The organism is Nocardia miyunensis NBRC 108239 (genome assembly GCF_001613065.1).
GTDB classification, from domain to species: domain Bacteria; phylum Actinomycetota; class Actinomycetes; order Mycobacteriales; family Mycobacteriaceae; genus Nocardia; species Nocardia miyunensis.
The window spans coordinates 91,160-105,520 of the sequence record NZ_BDBQ01000029.1 but is presented as its reverse complement, the minus strand read 5'-3'; the positions used below and the strand labels follow the sequence as shown (position 1 = coordinate 105,520).

Below are 14,361 nucleotides of genomic sequence, written 5' to 3'. Positions count from 1 at the left end.
CCGGGTCGCGATGATGACCCGCGAATATCCGCCCGAGGTGTATGGCGGTGCGGGGGTACACGTCACCCAGCTGACCGCGAAGCTGCGACAGCTGTGCGATGTGACGGTGCACTGTATGGGAATCCCGCGCGACGACGCGGTGGTGCATCAACCCGATCCCATGCTGTACGCGGCCAATTCGGCCATGCAGATGATGTCGGCGCAACTGCGGATGGCCGATGCCGCCGACGGCGTCGACGTGGTCCACTCGCACACCTGGTACACCGGCCTGGCCGGACATCTGGCCGCCGCGCTGTACGGGATTCCGCATGTGCTGACGGCACATTCGCTCGAACCGCGGCGGCCGTGGAAGGCCGAGCAACTCGGCGGCGGATACCGGCTGTCCTCGTGGTCCGAGCGCAACGCGATGGAGTACGCCGACGCGATCATCGCGGTCAGCGCGGGCATGCGACGCGATGTGCTGGACGCGTATCCGTCCATCGATCCGGACCGGGTTCACGTGGTACACAACGGAATCGACGCGCAGGTCTGGCATCCCGGCGGCCCTGTTCCCGAGGCCCGCGACGTGCTGGACGAGCTGGGGGTGCGCACGGATCTGCCGATCGTCTCGTTCGTCGGGCGGATCACCCGGCAGAAGGGCGTCGGGCATCTGCTCGCCGCCGCCCGCTATTTCGATCCGGGCATTCAGCTCGTGCTGTGCGCCGGGGCGCCGGACACGCCGCAGCTCGAGGTCGAGACGTCGGCGGCGGTGGCGGATCTGGCCGAACGTCGCGGGGGAGTGTTCTGGGTTCGCGAGATGTTGCCTACCGAACAGGTGCGGCAGATCCTGGCGGCCTCGGCGGTATTCGTCTGCCCCTCGGTGTACGAGCCGCTGGGCATCGTCAATCTCGAGGCGATGGCCTGCGGTACGGCGGTCGTCGCATCGGATGTCGGCGGAATTCCGGAGGTCGTGGCCGAGGCCACCGGGCGTCTGGTGCACTACGACGGTGAGACGCCCGCGGATTTCGAACACGGTCTGGCCGAGGCGGTCAATGCCGTCGCCGGAGATTCGCGACTCGCCGAATCCCTCGGCGTCGCCGGACGCGCCCGCGCTATCGCCGAATTCGACTGGGCGCAGGTCGCCGCGCGCACCGTGGACCTGTACGAACGCCTCCGTAAGGGCTGATTTCACCGAATTCCGAAGGTGGACACCGTGACCGAGGCCGTCACCTGGACGACGTCGGTCAGGGCGGCGATCCGCTCGGCGCGCTGCTGCGCGGCGTGATGGGCCGAGGGGCCCATGGCGGCGACATCGGCGATGTCGGTGTGGGTGAGTTTCATCGAGTACTCCACGACGTCGCGGTCGCGGAGAGTGAAATGCGCGGACATCGTCTCGGCGAGACGATCGTCCTTGGCGGTGTCCACGCCGATCATGGCCAGCGGCTCGATCAGCTCGGACAGGTGGCGCGGCGTCGGGGTGACCACCGTGACCAGACCATCCGGGGTGAGCGTCCGGGCGATCTCGTCGGCGTTGCGGGGTGCGAACACCGACAGCACGTGATCGATCCGGCCGTCCCGGATCGGCAGGCCGCGCCAGGCGTCGGCGAGGATCGAGGCGGCGCGCGGATGTGCGCGGGCGCCGCGCCGGGCGGCGGGCTTGGACACGTCCAAGGCGATCCCGTGCGCATCCGGCGCGGCGTCCAATGCCGCGGCGAGGTAATACCCGGTACCGGCGCCGATCTCGAGAATCGAGAATGGGGACGGCGGGGCGTCCCGGTGAACGGCGGCGGCCACCGCGTCGGCGATGGGTGCGAAATGGCGCGCATCCTGAAAGGCGGCCCGTGCGTCGAGCATGGCCGCGGTATCGCCGGACATTTTCGTCGACGCACCCGTCAGCAGGCTCACGTATCCCTGCCGGGCGATATCGAAACCATGTCCGCGCGCGCAGAACAATGAACGATCGCGCACGGCCAGAACGTCACCGCATTCGGGACAGGCCAGCAAGAACGCGACCGTGGCGAGCTGTGTCGCCGAATTCACCACGTCGGGCGAGTCGAGCGACTAACTCGTGACTTGGGTGAGCTCTTTGCCCAGAGCCGCCGCCTCATCGGGCGTGAGCTCGACGACCAAACGCCCGCCACCCTCGAGTGGAACCCGCATAACGATTCCACGCCCTTCCTTGGTTGCCTCGAGGGGACCATCCCCGGTGCGGGGCTTCATGGCCGCCATCCTCTGCTCCCTCCAGATCCGCGCGGTCTTCTGCGCACTTTCTTGGAACTCGTGTTGTCACCAACAGGTAGCCCGCCGAAGCGGCGGTCGCCGCACCGAGGGCTACACCAGGCCTATTCTTCCCTATTGCGGAACTGGGCGGGTACCGGAGTTCCAAAACCGACCAGCCGGGCGTGTACTCACGCGTGCGCGTCGACCCAGCAATCGGCCAGATGATCGTTCACCATCCCGGTCGCCTGCATCAGCGCATATGCGGTCGTCGGCCCGATGAAGCGGAACCCGCGTCGCTTGAGTTCCTTTGCGAGAGCGGTCGATTCGGGTGTGACGGCGGGCACATCCGACAGTGTGCGGGGGCGTGATCGCGGGGTCGGGGCGAAGGACCAGATCAACTTGTCCAGACTGGTGTCCAGCTCGCGGGCAACTTTTGCGTTCGCGATACACGACACGACCTTGGCGCGATTGCGCACGATGCCCGGATCCGCCAGCAGCCGATCCACGTCCGCCTCGCCGAATCCTGCGACTCGTTCGATCGAAAATCCGGCGAAAGCCGATCGGAAGGCCGGACGCTTGCGCAGGATCGTGATCCAGGAAAGTCCGGACTGGAATGCCTCGAGGCTCATCCGCTCGAACATGGCGTCGTCGCCGTGCAGCGGGCGGCCCCATTCCCGGTCGTGATAATCCCGGTAGAGCTGTGAGGATTCGGCCCAGCCGCAGCGCACGCGGCCGTCGGGGGTCACGGGTCCGTCGGTGCTCACAGCTGTCCCCCTGTGGTCTGTCCGGGCTGGCCGGGCCATGGAACGGGCGCGCCCGGCTGGCCGGGCGTCGTCGCGACGGGCGGCAGAGCCAGGCTGCCGGTCTGCGGCGGCAAGCCCGCGGGCTCGTCGGATGCGGATTGGCCGGTGGTGTACGCGCCCGGAGCCGCGGGATATCCGTCCGGTCCGGCCGAACCGGGGAGTGGCGGCGCTGTGCAGGGGCCGCCCGGTTGGGCTGGTCCCGGGGAGACGATGGGTACTGCCCCGGACGGTGGCGGGAAGGGATTGCCCGGCTGCGGTGGTCCGGCCGCGACGCCGGGGGCCGGCGATGCTGTGAAGGGAATGCCCGGCTGCGGTAGTTGGGCGGAGACGGCGGGTGCGGGGGCAGGTGGTGCTGTGTAGGTAATTCCCAGCTGCGCTGGCCCGGCGGACACGGCCGGTGTGGCGACGGGCGTGCGGGCTGGACCCGCGTCGTTGCCGATGGCCGGGGGTTCCCAGGGGCCGGTTTCGGCCGGGTCGTGCCAGGGGATCTGTCCCGTCGCGTTTCCGGGCGGGTCGGTGGTCGGTACGTAACCGATCGTCAGTCCCGCCAGCGACGATTGCATTCCGTCGGATCGGCCGGGCGTGTCGGACGATGTTCCGCTGTTCTGCTCGGTCGAACCGTTGCCCTGGGAATTGCCGGGGCGTTCGATCCTGGAATCACCGGGTGCGCGCGGAGTTCCGGCGGGGGGTTCAGCGGCCGGGTGAGCGCCGGTCCATGTGCCGGGGCCGGTCTGCTCCACGGGCTCGCCGGACTCGGGGTGCTGCGGTGATCCGCCGCGCTCCCGCGCCAGTTGCGTCTCCAGTTCGTCGATGCGGGCCGCGAGCCGGGCCAGCGCCCAATCCACCTCGCCCGCTTTGTATCCCCGGAAAACCTGCTGGAAGCGCAGCTCTCGCACATCGTCGCCGCTGATGTCGTGGGCGGGCAGCACGGTCTCGGTCGTCCCCTCGGGCAGCGGGCCCAGTTCCTCCGCGCGCCCGAACACCGCGCTCGCGACCAGGAACAGCAGCGCGGCGACCAATCCGACGATCAGCACGTACAGCAGCATCGTGAGCATGCGTTCGAGAATAGGGGGCGGGACCGACAGGGGCGACGCTGCCGTCGCCCGCCCCGGCCCGCGACGAGTGCCGATCGTGCCCGGACACGCGAGTCCGCGATCGGACCACCCGGCCGGTTTCCATTCCGGCGGCCGGGTGGGCGCGAATCACGAGCCGCTGGTTCATCTTTCGCCGGTGCGCCGGAAGCAGTAGGCGGACGCGGCCAGATACTGCCGGCAGCCGCCGCCGTGCCCGGCGTGTACGGCCAGGATGAATCGCGCCAGCTCGTCGGTGAGTTCGATGGGTTCGTGCCCGCAGTCGCGGCTGTTCATCAACCACATGTCCCTGGTGCCGGAAGACGGTGTGTTCATGGAGATACCTCCTGGGTGTGCGAGTGCACCCGGCGCCGGGAACGGGCCCGGCGACGTCCGCGAGCCTTCCGAGGTTCGCATGTCGCCTGATGAGCTGCCGCTCCGCCGTGGTCTCAGGATCGCCGCCACGGTGCGCGATTGCTCCGGCTGTGAAGGGTGACGCTCGACGCCGGGTGCTCCCTCTACTTTGGTCGTTTCCGTACAGATATGAAATCGCGCACTGTTGGCGTTGGTGTTGGCCTACTGTTGGCATGAAGCTCGAAACATAGAATTAACAAGTACTCACAACAGGACTCGCCATGGTGTTGGGTCGGCCGTGGACCGGCTTCGAAGCGGTTGCGCTGCAGGAGGCTACGCGAAAGTCCGTGCGCGAGTTCGCAGCCCACCTCGGCATCGAGATGACGACAGTCGCCAATTGGCGCGCGGGTCTGAGCGCGGTCACCCCGCGCCCGCTCACCCAGGAACTACTGGACACCCTGCTGGTACAGGTGGGCCCGGACGTTCGCGAGCGTTTCGAGCAGATCCTCGTCGAGGGTGAGGCCGCACTCGGCGCGCGCCGTCTGCCCGCCCGCCGCACCACCGCGCCCGCCGCCGCGGCCCCCGGTTACGACACGACGCTGCTGGCCCGGCTCGACGACGCCCGCGCGCTCGTCGATCGCACGGTGTCCGCCTGCACGGTCGGACCGGTGATGGTGGATCTGATGGAGGAGCGGGCCGCCGGGCGCATCCTGGCCTACACCCGCACCCCGCCCGCGCAGGTGCTGGCCACCGTGCTCCCCGACGTGCTCGAGGTCCAGGCCGTCGCGACGCAACGTCAACCCGCGGCCATCCAGTCCCGGCTGTCGGAGGTCACCGCGGTCCTGGGCCTGCTGATCGCCGACGCGCTGATGAAACTCGGCCAGATCGAACGGGCGAACTTCTGGTACGGCACCGCGCGCATGGCCGCCGACGACACCGCCAACCTGCGTTTGCGGGCCCGGGTGCGGGCTCAGCACGCGATGCTGCCGTACTACTACGGCAGTCCCGAGCAGGCGGTGGCGCTGGCCCGGGCCGCACAGGCGCAACTACCCGAAACCGCTGATGACTCAACCGCTTTGGCGGCCGCCGCCGAGGCGCGGGCATTGGCCCGCCTGGGTGATTCCGCGGGTGCGGACCTGGCTCTGACGCGGGCGGTGCACCGCACCGCCGAACTCGGCGACACCGCCACCGACGAGGCGTTCCGATTCGGTGAAAAGCGTTTGCTGCTCTACCAATCCGGCATTCTGACCAATCTCGGGCGCACCGCTGCCGCGCGGCGAGTGCAGGAGCAGGCGTTGCGGTTGTACAGCGATAGTCCGGGCGTGGTGGTCGATCCCGCGCTCATCGAACTGGACACCGCGATCGGCTATGCCGTCGACGGCGCGGTGGACGAGGCGTGCGAGCTGGCCGAGCAGGTGCTGACCACGCTGCCGCCGGAACATCGCACCACGATCGTGCTGACCCGAGCGGCCGCGGTGGTGGACGCCATCGGGGAACACGGGCTCGGACGTCGCCGGGTGGACGAACTGCGGCATCTGGTCTCGTCCGGAACGGAGGTGTCGCGGTGATCACGACGTTCGAACCGGCCGAACCGATGGCCGCGGCGGCGTTCACCCCGGAGTGGACTCTGTCGATCCTCGAACGCGCCTGTCGCGTGGTGGGTTTGGATCACCTCGGTGCGGAGTTGCTGCGACATCACACCAATGCGGTGTACCGGCTGGCGAGCGCGCCGGTCGTGGTGAAGATCGATCGGCCCTTCGGCGGTCGTTCGCCGGTCGACGTGGTCGCACTGGTCCGCTGGTTGCAGGCCGGGCAGGTGCCGGTGGTGGCGCTCGCGCCGGTGCGGCAGCCGATGGAGATCGACGGCTGCACGGTGACGTTCTGGCGGTACCTGCCGCAATGTCGCGAGATCACCGCCCCGGATCTCGCCGCGCCCCTGGCGATGCTGCATTCGCTGCGCACCCGCCCGCGGCAGTGGCTGCCCGCCCGCCACCTGGCCGGAACCTTCACCCGGATCGCGCAATCCATTGCGGCGAGCCGGATTCTGACCGCCGAGGACCGCGCGATGCTGCGGGCCGAACGAGCCCGCTTGGCCGCCCGCGCCGCCGAGATCACCTTCGTCCTGCCCCCGGGCCTCATCCACGGCGACGCCCATCATCGGAACATGCTGTGGGACGACGAAACCGGCCGGAGCGTGCTGTGCGACTGGGAGAGCGTGGCTTTCGGGCACCCGGAGTGGGACCTGGTCACCCTCGAGGTGCACTGCCGCCGCTTCGCCCACCCCACGGTCGAATACGAGAAGTTCTGCCACGCCTACGGTTTCGACATCCGCACCTGGTCCGGCTACCCCTGGCTTCGCGATCTGCGCGAACTCCGCATGATCACCACCAACGCCTACAAGTCAGCCCCGGACACCGCCTGCGCCCGAGAAGTCCTGCGCCGCATAGCCGCTCTCCGCTCGGGCACCCCATCCCGCTGGAACATCCTGTAGCCCAGGACCTTCTACGACCCCTCGACTCTACGGTCACCGGTCAGAGCATCGAGATCTATGGTGAGTGGAAACGGAGCTTCGAGCTGGACGACACCGGTTACCCGCGAGACGATGTGGTACTCGCCGGTCGCAAGCACATGGGCGCCGGGGACGGCCAGAACCCAACTGTCTTGTTGGCCGTCAGCCCGAGTCTCCCTGCGCTCGGTGATCTGTTGAACTCTCGGGAGCGGAGGAGTTCAGAGATGACGTGTGGTGTCGATGCCCAGGGACATTCCGGCCAGGCCGCGGCGGCGGACTGCCAGCTTGTCGGCGATGTCGCGCAGGGCCTGGGCGGCGGGGTTGTCGGGGGAGCTCAGGACGATGGGGGTGCCTTTGTCGCCCGCCTCGCGGAGTTCCTGGGTGATCGGGATCTGGCCCAGGAGAGGGACGTTCGCGCCGACGGCCTGGGTGAGGCGGTCCGCGACGTCCTGGCCGCCGCCCGAGCCGTACAGGTCCATGCGGGAGCCGTCGGGCAGGTCCAGCCAGGACATGTTCTCCACCACGCCCGCGATGCGCTGACGCGTCTGCAGGGCGATCGCGCCCGCGCGCTCGGCCACCTCGGCGGCGGCCGGCTGGGGCGTGGTCACCACGAGGATCTCGGCATTGGGGATCAGCTGGGCGATGGAGATCGCGACGTCGCCGGTACCGGGCGGCAGATCCAGCAGCAGGATGTCCAGATCGCCCCAGAACACGTCGGCGAGGAACTGCTGCAACGCGCGGTGCAGCATCGGGCCGCGCCACACCACGGGGGTGTTGCCCTGGGTGAACATCGCGATCGAGATGACCTTCACCTCGTGCGAGATCGGCGGCATGATCATCCGCTCGACCTGGGTGGGCCGCTGATCGGTGCCCAGCATGCGGGGTACCGAATGGCCGTAGATGTCCGCGTCCAGCACGCCCACCGACAGGCCGCGCGCGGCCATCGAGGCCGCGAGATTCACGGTGACACTGGACTTTCCGACGCCGCCCTTACCGGAGGCGACCGCGTACACGCGGGTCAGCGAACCGGGCTGGGCGAAGGGGATCACGGGCTCGGCGGCGTCGCCGCGCAACTGCTTGCGCAGTTCGGTGCGCTGCTCGTCGTTCATGACGTCGAGTTCCACGGTCACCGCGCCCGCACCGGGCACATCGGCAACCGCGCGGGAGACCCGATCGCTGATCTCGGTGCGCAACGGGCAGGCGGCGGTGGTCAGATAGATCTCGACGTCGATAGTGCCGTCGTCACCGACCCGGACTTCCTTGACCATGCCCAGTTCGGTGATCGGCTTGCGAATCTCCGGGTCGATCACCTTCGCGAGGGCGCCCCGCACATCCGATTCCGTAACCACTGGCATGGACTCGAGTCTAGCGATGGGGTGGGTGCTACTGATCCGGCAGCCTGTGTGCGGCTCGAGAGGGCCCGCCGACCGCGTCAGATAATCGGCAGGTCCGCGGCGTGCGGGGTGACGCCGGTGCGGTAGGCGGTCTCCCACGCCATGACGTTCGCGACGTAGGCCATCGAGTTGTTGTAGCGCATGATGGCCCGCGACTGCTGGGACAGATCGCGCATGTCCAGCCCGCCCTCGCACAGGTACCTGCCCGCGGTGAGCGAGGCGTCGTAGATGTTCTGCGGATCGGAGACGCCGGTGCCGCGCGCATCCCCCGCGTACTTGCGATAGGTCTCGGGCAGGAACTGCATCGGGCCGACCGCGCGGGCGTAACTCGTCATCCCGTCCAGGGCGCCGCCGTCGGTCTCCGGGACGACGTTGTTGCCGTAGAGGCTGCCGTCCAGGACCGGGCCGTAGATCGGCTCGATCGGATTGCCGTCGGCGTCGAGTTTGCCGTACGCCTGATGCGATTCGATCTGACCGATCCCGGCCAGCATCGACCACGGCATGTGGCAGTCCGGCTCGTCCTGGGCCAGGATTCGCTCGGCGTTCTGGTAGGCGGCGTAGGCCACTCCGGGCATGCCGAGGGGCCCGGCCGGAACCCGCGCTTCGGCCCGATTCTCCGGCAGCGCAATCGATTCCACGACCGGCGGCCCGGCATGCTTGGCCATGTGCATGGTCTCCTCGGAGACCGTCGCGGCGGCGGCCTGAGCCTGCTGTGCGCCCGAATTGTGTTGCGCCGCCGACAAGGCCGCGAACTCTCCGGTGTTCAGCTCCGAGGCGGAGGCGGTGCTGACGGTGACGACCCCCGCGGGGACGAGACCGGCCAGCGCAATAACGGATCCACGCCGGAAGACTGGCTCCGGCTGCTTGCGGTGACGTCCCACTGTGTGGTGACCCTCCAATGCTCGCTGTGAGCTTTGCGTGACACAACGATTGAAGGTTACCGCATCCGAGATCTTTTCGTTACTCCTTCGTGATGCTCTTTTCGGTTTACCGTTATCGCGGGGCCGGAGGCAGCGGGATGACGATGCCGAACGGCAGCTGGATTCCCGGCGGAGGCGGCGCGACGGTGGGCGCGGGCGGGGGTGCCGCGGGGGGTGCGGGCGGGGGCGTATTCGCCGGTGCCGCAGGCTGTGCCGGTTGGGTTGCCGGATCGGGCGCCGGGGCTTGCTGGACCTTCGGTGCGCCCGGAGCCGACTGCGGCTGAGCCGGTGTCTGCGGTGGGGTGCAGGCGGGCTGCTGCTGTGCGTCGGGGTCCTTCGGATCCGCCGCGCCCGGATCGCCCGGTTTCAACGGTGTGCTCGAACTCGTCTGGCCCGCAAGCGCTCCCGGCGCCCACCGCAGGAATTGGGCCAGCGGGTTGTTCGGATCCTGATTCTGCGCCGGGGCGGGCGTCGTGGCGGGATCGCAGGGGTTCGTCTGCTGCGGCGCCGGGCAGAAGATGCCGCACGGAATCGGCGGCAGCCCAGGGATATTGATGATCACCTGCGTCGGCGTCGGCGCGGGCTTGTCGTTCGAGCTGACCGGAGGCTGGGTGGCCGGGCCGGGGGCGGCGGTCACCTTCGAATCGGCCGCGGTCATCTGCGAACCCGCGCCCTCGGGCATCGTGCCGGGCGGCACCAGATCCGGCGAGATGGTCACCTGGGTCGGGACGCCGCCGGTCCGATAGGCATTGGCCCAGCTCAACACCTCCGAGGCATAGGCCATGGAGTTGTTGTAGCGCAGCACGGCACGCAGCTGCTGCTGCGGATCGCGCAGATCCAGCCCGCCCGAGCACAGATATTTGCCCGCGGCGAGGGCGGCGTCGAAGACGTTGTTGGGGTCCGGGTGGCCGTTGCCCAGGCCGTCGGAGGCGTATTCGGACCACGTGCCGGGCAGGAACTGCATCGGCCCGATGGCCCGCACGAAACCGCCGTCGCCGGACTTCAGCACCTCGTTACCGGGCAGCGTGCCGTCCAGCGCCGGACCGTAGATGACCCCGAGGGTCGTGCCGTTGGCGTCGGTGCGGCCGTTGGCCGCGTGATTCGACTCGATCTTGCCGATACCGGCCAGCAGGCTCCAGTTCAGCCCGCAACCGGGATCCGAGGACGCCAGCGCCAGCTCGGCGTTGCGATAGGCGGCCAGCACGATCTCCGGGATGCCGAAGATGCCCGAACCGCCCGGAATCATGATGTCCTGCAACGGCATCGTGCCCCCGAACAGCGGCAGATCGTCGGTCGACGAGGACATCGCGCGAAGTTTGCGGGCTGCTTCGGGCGCGGCCGGAACGAGACCTACGGTGCCATCGGAGGAGGCGGCGGACGGATCCGCGGAGTCGCCGGAGGCCGCGAGTTGCGGTTCGGACACGGTCTGCGAATGCGTATGCGAGGTGGTGTGTACCGCTGAACCAGAGGCGACTAAACCCGCTGCTACCAGCGCCGATACGGTTACTGGTCCAGATATTCGCATCGGCACACCAATCCCCTCTGGTCATATGAGCGGCCCGGGTACAACCCGCCGTTCCGAGCAACGTGATCCAGGTTACCCACGGGTCTCGGTGATGTTGTCGATATTTGCGGTCAGTTGCCACCAATTTGTGGCGAAATCGGTACCTGTCCCCTCTTCCGATCGGTACTCTTCCTCGTTTTGGGCCCATCTCCCGAATCTTCATCGTCGATCGGGGTGATCGACTCGATCCGGTTCAGCATGCCCTTGATGTCCTCGAGTTCGCGGCGGAGGTAGTCGCGCGTGGCCACCTCGCCGACCGCGATCCGCAGCGCGGCCAGTTCGCGGGCCAGGAATTCGGTGTCGGCCTTGGTCTGTGCGGCGCGGCGGCGATCCTCCTCGAGCGAGACCCGGTCCCGGTTGTCCTGCCGGTTCTGCGCGAGCAGGATCAGCGGCGCGGCGTACGCGGCCTGGGTGGAGAACGCCAGGTTGAGCAGGATGAACGGATAGGGATCCCAGCGCAGGGCGATCGTGAAGACGTTCACCACGATCCACACGGCCACGATGACGGTCTGGATCGCCAGATAGCGGCCGGTGCCCAGGAACCGGGCGATCCGCTCGCTGGTCCGGGCCATCGCCTCGGCGTCGAAATCGAAGCGGAATCTGCCCTCGACCGGGGTCTCCAGGCGGGCGCGAGGCTTATCGGCGCGTTCGGTCACTGCACTTCTCCTTCGGCCGCGGTACCTACGCCCGTGCCCGCGTGCGCGCCGGCTTGGACCTCGTGTGCCTCCTCGTCGTGTTCTCGCCAGTCCTCGGGCAGCAGATGATCGAGAAGATCGTCGACGGTCACCGCGCCCACCAGGTGATTCTCCGAGTCGACCACCGGCCCGCACACCAGGTTGTAGGTGGCGAAATAGCGCGTCACCGCGGGAAGCGTGGTCTCCGGCCGCAGCTGGGACAGATCGGTGTCGACGATACCGCCGAGCAGGGTTGCCGGTGGTTCGCGCAGCAATCGCTGAGTATGCACGCAACCCAGATAGCGTCCCGTCGGGGTGGCCGTGGGCGGGCGGACGACGAACACCATCGAGGCCAGCGCCGCGGGCAGATCGGGATCGCGCACCCGCGCCAGCGCCTCGGCCACGTTGGCGGCCGGGGGCAGCACCACCGGTTCGGGCGTCATCATGCCGCCCGCGGTGTAGGGGGAGTACTCGAGCAGGCGGCGCACCGGTTCGGACTCCTCCGGATCCATCTGCGCCAGCAGTGCTTCGGCCTCACCCTTGGGCAGTTCGCCCAGCAGGTCGGCGGCGTCGTCGGGATCCATCGCCTCGAGCACGTCGGCCGCGCGGGACACGCCCAGATTCTGCATCACATCGATCTGGTCGGTCTCGGGCAACTCCTGGACGACGTCGGCGAGCCGTTCGTTGTCGAGCGCGCGGACCAGTTCGATGCGACGTTTCTCGGGCAGTTCGCGCAGCAGATGGGCCACGTCGGCGGGACGCAGGCCCTCGAACTGCTCGAGCAGGGCGGTCACGCTCTGTCCGGGCAGATTGAGTTGCTGCAAAGTCAGGCCCCGGACATCGTTCCAGTCCACGACGTGTATCGCGCTGCGACGCAGGGCCCGGCCCAGTCCGCGATAGCGGCGCACCGCCACGCGCGAGACCACCCAGTCGCGAGTGCGGGTCTGCTCCATGCCCAAATCGGCCACGAAGACCTCGACGCCGGCGAGTTCGGGCAGGTCGGGATCCTCGACGTACACGCGCGAGTCGAGGATCTGGGCCAGGGCGAGCATCTCGCCGGGACGCTTCTGGAACCGGCGCAGGCTGACCGTTCCGGTGTTGAGGCTGACCGAACCGGGTTCGATCGAGGTGACTCGGAGCATGGGGACGAAAATGCGTTTGCGCGTTGGCAATTCGACGATGAGCCCGAGGACTCGGGGTTGTTGTCGGTCGAAGCGAATCGAGATGGCCGCGTCCCGTACGCGGCCGATCGATTCGCCGTCCGGACCCAGGACCACCAAACCGGCGAGCCTGGCCGCGAAAACCCTCGTCGAAGCCATGCTTCAAAGGTTAGAGGCAGCGCTCGAGGGCCGTATCGATAGACTCACCACCGAACCCAGACGTGGAGGAGTCGCGTATGCCAACCCGCCGTTCGGTGCTCGCAGTCCCCGGGAGCAACCCCAAGATGATCGAGAAGGCCAAGGGGCTCGCGGCCGACGAGATATTCCTGGATCTCGAGGACGCGGTGGCACCCGCCGCCAAGGTCGCGGCGCGGGGAAATATTGTCGCAGCGCTGAATTCACCGGGCTGGGGTGATCAGATCCGGGTGGTGCGGGTCAACGACTGGACCACGCCGTGGACCTACGCCGACGTGATCGCCGTGGTCGAGGGCGCGGGCGCGCATCTGGACGCGATCCTGCTGCCCAAGGTGGTCGACGCCGGTCAGGTGCGGGCGCTGGATCTGCTGCTGACCCAGCTGGAGAAGGCGTGCGAACTCGAGGTCGGCAGTATCGGCATCGAACCGCAGCTGGAGAACGCCCTGGGCCTGCGCAACATCGATGAGATCGCCACCGCGAGCCCGCGGGTTCAGACGCTGGTTTTCGGTCCCGCCGATTTCATGGCCAGTATCAATATGCGCACGCTGGTCGTCGGGGAGCAGCCCGAGGGCTACGACACCGGCGATGCCTACCATCACATTCTGATGACCATCCTGCTCACCGCCCGCGCGCACGGCCTGCAGGCGATCGATGGTCCCTACCTGCAGATTCGTGATCTGGATGCGTTCCGGCGGGCCGCGGCTCGCACCGCCGCGCTGGGCTTCGACGGCAAATGGGTGCTGCACCCGACGCAGATCGAGGCCGCGAACGAGATCTTCAGTCCGCGCCAGGCCGATTACGACCGCGCCGAGGAGATTCTGGACGCGTACGCTTATCACACCTCGGCCGACGGCGGCGCCCGCGGCGCGGTGATGCTGGGCGCGGAGATGATCGATGAGGCGAGCGCGAAGATGGCGCACGTCATAGCGGAGAAGGGCCGGGCCGCGGGAATGGCGCGAACTACGCGTTTCGTACCCCCGCCGGCCGCCGAGAACTAGCATGATGGAGTTATGACCAACCCACTCGGGAATTCGAACCGCAATCGGCAGGGCCTGCCGACCCCGCCGTCGGGCTGGCCTGTCGGGTCGTATCCGACGTATGCCGAGGCCCAACGCGCGGTCGACTATCTGGCCGACAACCAGTTCCCGGTGCAGAACGTGACCATCGTCGGGGTGGACCTGATGCAGGTCGAGCGGGTGCTCTACCGGTTGACCTGGGGCAAAGTCATTGGCGGCGGCATGGTTTCGGGCGCCTGGCTAGGCCTGTTCCTCGGACTGCTGCTGAGCCTGTTCACCACTGGCGGCGCGGTCGGCCCGCTGATCGTCGGCCTGGTGGGCGGTGTGATCTTCGGCGTGATCTCCACCTCGATCCCGTACGCGGCCACGCGCGGTCAGCGTGATTTCGCGTCCACCATGCAGTTGGTGGCCGGTCGCTACGACGTGCTGTGCGAGCCGAAGGCCGCCGAACAGGCCCGCGACATGCTTGCCAAGCTGGCGATCTGAGCGGTATGAGCGATCCA

General features: G+C 68.2%; 14 protein-coding genes and 1 pseudogene. 5 read left to right on the top strand and 10 right to left on the bottom strand.

Translation table 11 applies throughout. The features are described 5' to 3' along the window. The first annotated feature begins 10 nt into the window (after positions 1-10). Positions 11-1,165 carry a glycogen synthase gene (glgA, locus tag NM2_RS12155; RefSeq protein WP_067667888.1) on the top strand — a complete coding sequence of 385 codons (1,155 nt, stop codon included), beginning with the start codon at positions 11-13 and terminating at the stop codon, positions 1,163-1,165. Between the two features lie 2 nt (positions 1,166-1,167). On the opposite strand, the gene NM2_RS12150 is transcribed toward glgA, so the two are convergent. The 5 genes and pseudogenes from NM2_RS12150 to NM2_RS48945 all read right to left on the bottom strand — a co-directional run bounded on the left by NM2_RS12150 (position 1,168) and on the right by NM2_RS48945 (position 4,408). After that, entirely contained in the window at positions 1,168-2,019 is an 852-nt protein-coding gene (locus tag NM2_RS12150) for a putative RNA methyltransferase (RefSeq protein WP_067667885.1), read from the bottom strand. Between the two features lie 21 nt (positions 2,020-2,040). Then, positions 2,041-2,208, bottom strand: coding sequence for a DUF3117 domain-containing protein (locus tag NM2_RS47425; protein ID WP_083895957.1), 168 nt, complete (start codon positions 2,206-2,208; stop codon positions 2,041-2,043). A gap of 179 nt (positions 2,209-2,387) precedes the next feature. Further along, positions 2,388-3,002, bottom strand: coding sequence for a DNA-3-methyladenine glycosylase I (locus NM2_RS12145; RefSeq protein ID WP_084530823.1), 615 nt, complete (start codon positions 3,000-3,002; stop codon positions 2,388-2,390). Between the two features lie 779 nt (positions 3,003-3,781). Further along, positions 3,782-4,057 (bottom strand): annotated as a pseudogene (locus NM2_RS12140) (DivIVA domain-containing protein); the annotation flags it as partial. Positions 4,058-4,219: 162 nt separating this feature from the next. Further along, a complete protein-coding gene (locus tag NM2_RS48945; protein ID WP_157121045.1) occupies positions 4,220-4,408 on the bottom strand; it encodes a hypothetical protein in 189 nt (62 codons plus the stop codon). A gap of 299 nt (positions 4,409-4,707) precedes the next feature. Between NM2_RS48945 and NM2_RS12135 the strand changes: the two genes are divergently transcribed. After that, positions 4,708-5,994, top strand: a complete 1,287-nt coding sequence (locus NM2_RS12135) for an NsdA family TPR-like regulatory protein (protein WP_067667679.1) — start codon at positions 4,708-4,710, stop codon at positions 5,992-5,994. Beyond that, the gene (locus NM2_RS12130; RefSeq protein WP_218025898.1) at positions 5,991-6,917 is read left to right on the top strand and encodes an aminoglycoside phosphotransferase family protein; all 927 of its coding nucleotides are present in this window, start codon (positions 5,991-5,993) and stop codon (positions 6,915-6,917) included. Before NM2_RS12135 ends, NM2_RS12130 begins: the two co-directional genes overlap by 4 nt. A 236-nt stretch (positions 6,918-7,153) precedes the next feature. Here the strand turns inward: NM2_RS12130 and NM2_RS12125 are convergent, their stop codons facing one another. The 5 genes from NM2_RS12125 to NM2_RS12105 all read right to left on the bottom strand — a co-directional run bounded on the left by NM2_RS12125 (position 7,154) and on the right by NM2_RS12105 (position 12,806). Further along, positions 7,154-8,290, bottom strand: a complete 1,137-nt coding sequence (locus NM2_RS12125) for an Mrp/NBP35 family ATP-binding protein (protein ID WP_067667677.1) — start codon at positions 8,288-8,290, stop codon at positions 7,154-7,156. Positions 8,291-8,367: 77 nt separating this feature from the next. After that, the gene (locus tag NM2_RS12120) at positions 8,368-9,210 is read right to left on the bottom strand and encodes a lytic transglycosylase domain-containing protein (protein ID WP_067667876.1); all 843 of its coding nucleotides are present in this window, start codon (positions 9,208-9,210) and stop codon (positions 8,368-8,370) included. Between the two features lie 112 nt (positions 9,211-9,322). Beyond that, positions 9,323-10,672, bottom strand: coding sequence for a lytic transglycosylase domain-containing protein (locus NM2_RS12115; RefSeq protein WP_245717988.1), 1,350 nt, complete (start codon positions 10,670-10,672; stop codon positions 9,323-9,325). 212 nt (positions 10,673-10,884) lie between these two features. Continuing rightward, positions 10,885-11,469, bottom strand: a complete 585-nt coding sequence (locus NM2_RS12110) for a DUF1003 domain-containing protein (protein WP_067667675.1) — start codon at positions 11,467-11,469, stop codon at positions 10,885-10,887. After that, the gene (locus NM2_RS12105; protein ID WP_067667673.1) at positions 11,466-12,806 is read right to left on the bottom strand and encodes a magnesium transporter MgtE N-terminal domain-containing protein; all 1,341 of its coding nucleotides are present in this window, start codon (positions 12,804-12,806) and stop codon (positions 11,466-11,468) included. Before NM2_RS12105 ends, NM2_RS12110 begins: the two co-directional genes overlap by 4 nt. A 77-nt stretch (positions 12,807-12,883) precedes the next feature. On the opposite strand from NM2_RS12105, the gene NM2_RS12100 reads away from it, so the two are divergent. Together NM2_RS12100 and NM2_RS12095 are read left to right on the top strand one after the other, a co-directional pair. Next, positions 12,884-13,840, top strand: a complete 957-nt coding sequence (locus NM2_RS12100; RefSeq protein ID WP_067667870.1) for an HpcH/HpaI aldolase/citrate lyase family protein — start codon at positions 12,884-12,886, stop codon at positions 13,838-13,840. Between the two features lie 12 nt (positions 13,841-13,852). Beyond that, on the top strand, positions 13,853-14,344 hold the full coding sequence (locus NM2_RS12095) for a YflT domain-containing protein (RefSeq protein ID WP_067667671.1): 492 nt from the start codon (positions 13,853-13,855) through the stop codon (positions 14,342-14,344). The last annotated feature ends 17 nt before the right edge of the window (positions 14,345-14,361 follow it).

Bases quoted from the DNA above. Each gene is read 5' to 3' on its own strand.
- glgA (WP_067667888.1), top strand. From the start codon at position 11: ATGATGACCCGCGAATATCCGCCCGAGGTGTATGGCGGTGCGGGGGTA.
- NM2_RS47425 (WP_083895957.1), bottom strand. From the start codon at position 2,208: ATGGCGGCCATGAAGCCCCGCACCGGGGATGGTCCCCTCGAGGCAACC.
- NM2_RS12145 (WP_084530823.1), bottom strand. From the start codon at position 3,002: ATGGCCCGGCCAGCCCGGACAGACCACAGGGGGACAGCTGTGAGCACC.
- NM2_RS48945 (WP_157121045.1), bottom strand. From the start codon at position 4,408: ATGAACACACCGTCTTCCGGCACCAGGGACATGTGGTTGATGAACAGC.
- NM2_RS12135 (WP_067667679.1), top strand. From the start codon at position 4,708: ATGGTGTTGGGTCGGCCGTGGACCGGCTTCGAAGCGGTTGCGCTGCAG.
- NM2_RS12125 (WP_067667677.1), bottom strand. From the start codon at position 8,290: ATGCCAGTGGTTACGGAATCGGATGTGCGGGGCGCCCTCGCGAAGGTG.
- NM2_RS12105 (WP_067667673.1), bottom strand. From the start codon at position 12,806: ATGGCTTCGACGAGGGTTTTCGCGGCCAGGCTCGCCGGTTTGGTGGTC.
- NM2_RS12100 (WP_067667870.1), top strand. From the start codon at position 12,884: ATGCCAACCCGCCGTTCGGTGCTCGCAGTCCCCGGGAGCAACCCCAAG.
- NM2_RS12095 (WP_067667671.1), top strand. From the start codon at position 13,853: ATGACCAACCCACTCGGGAATTCGAACCGCAATCGGCAGGGCCTGCCG.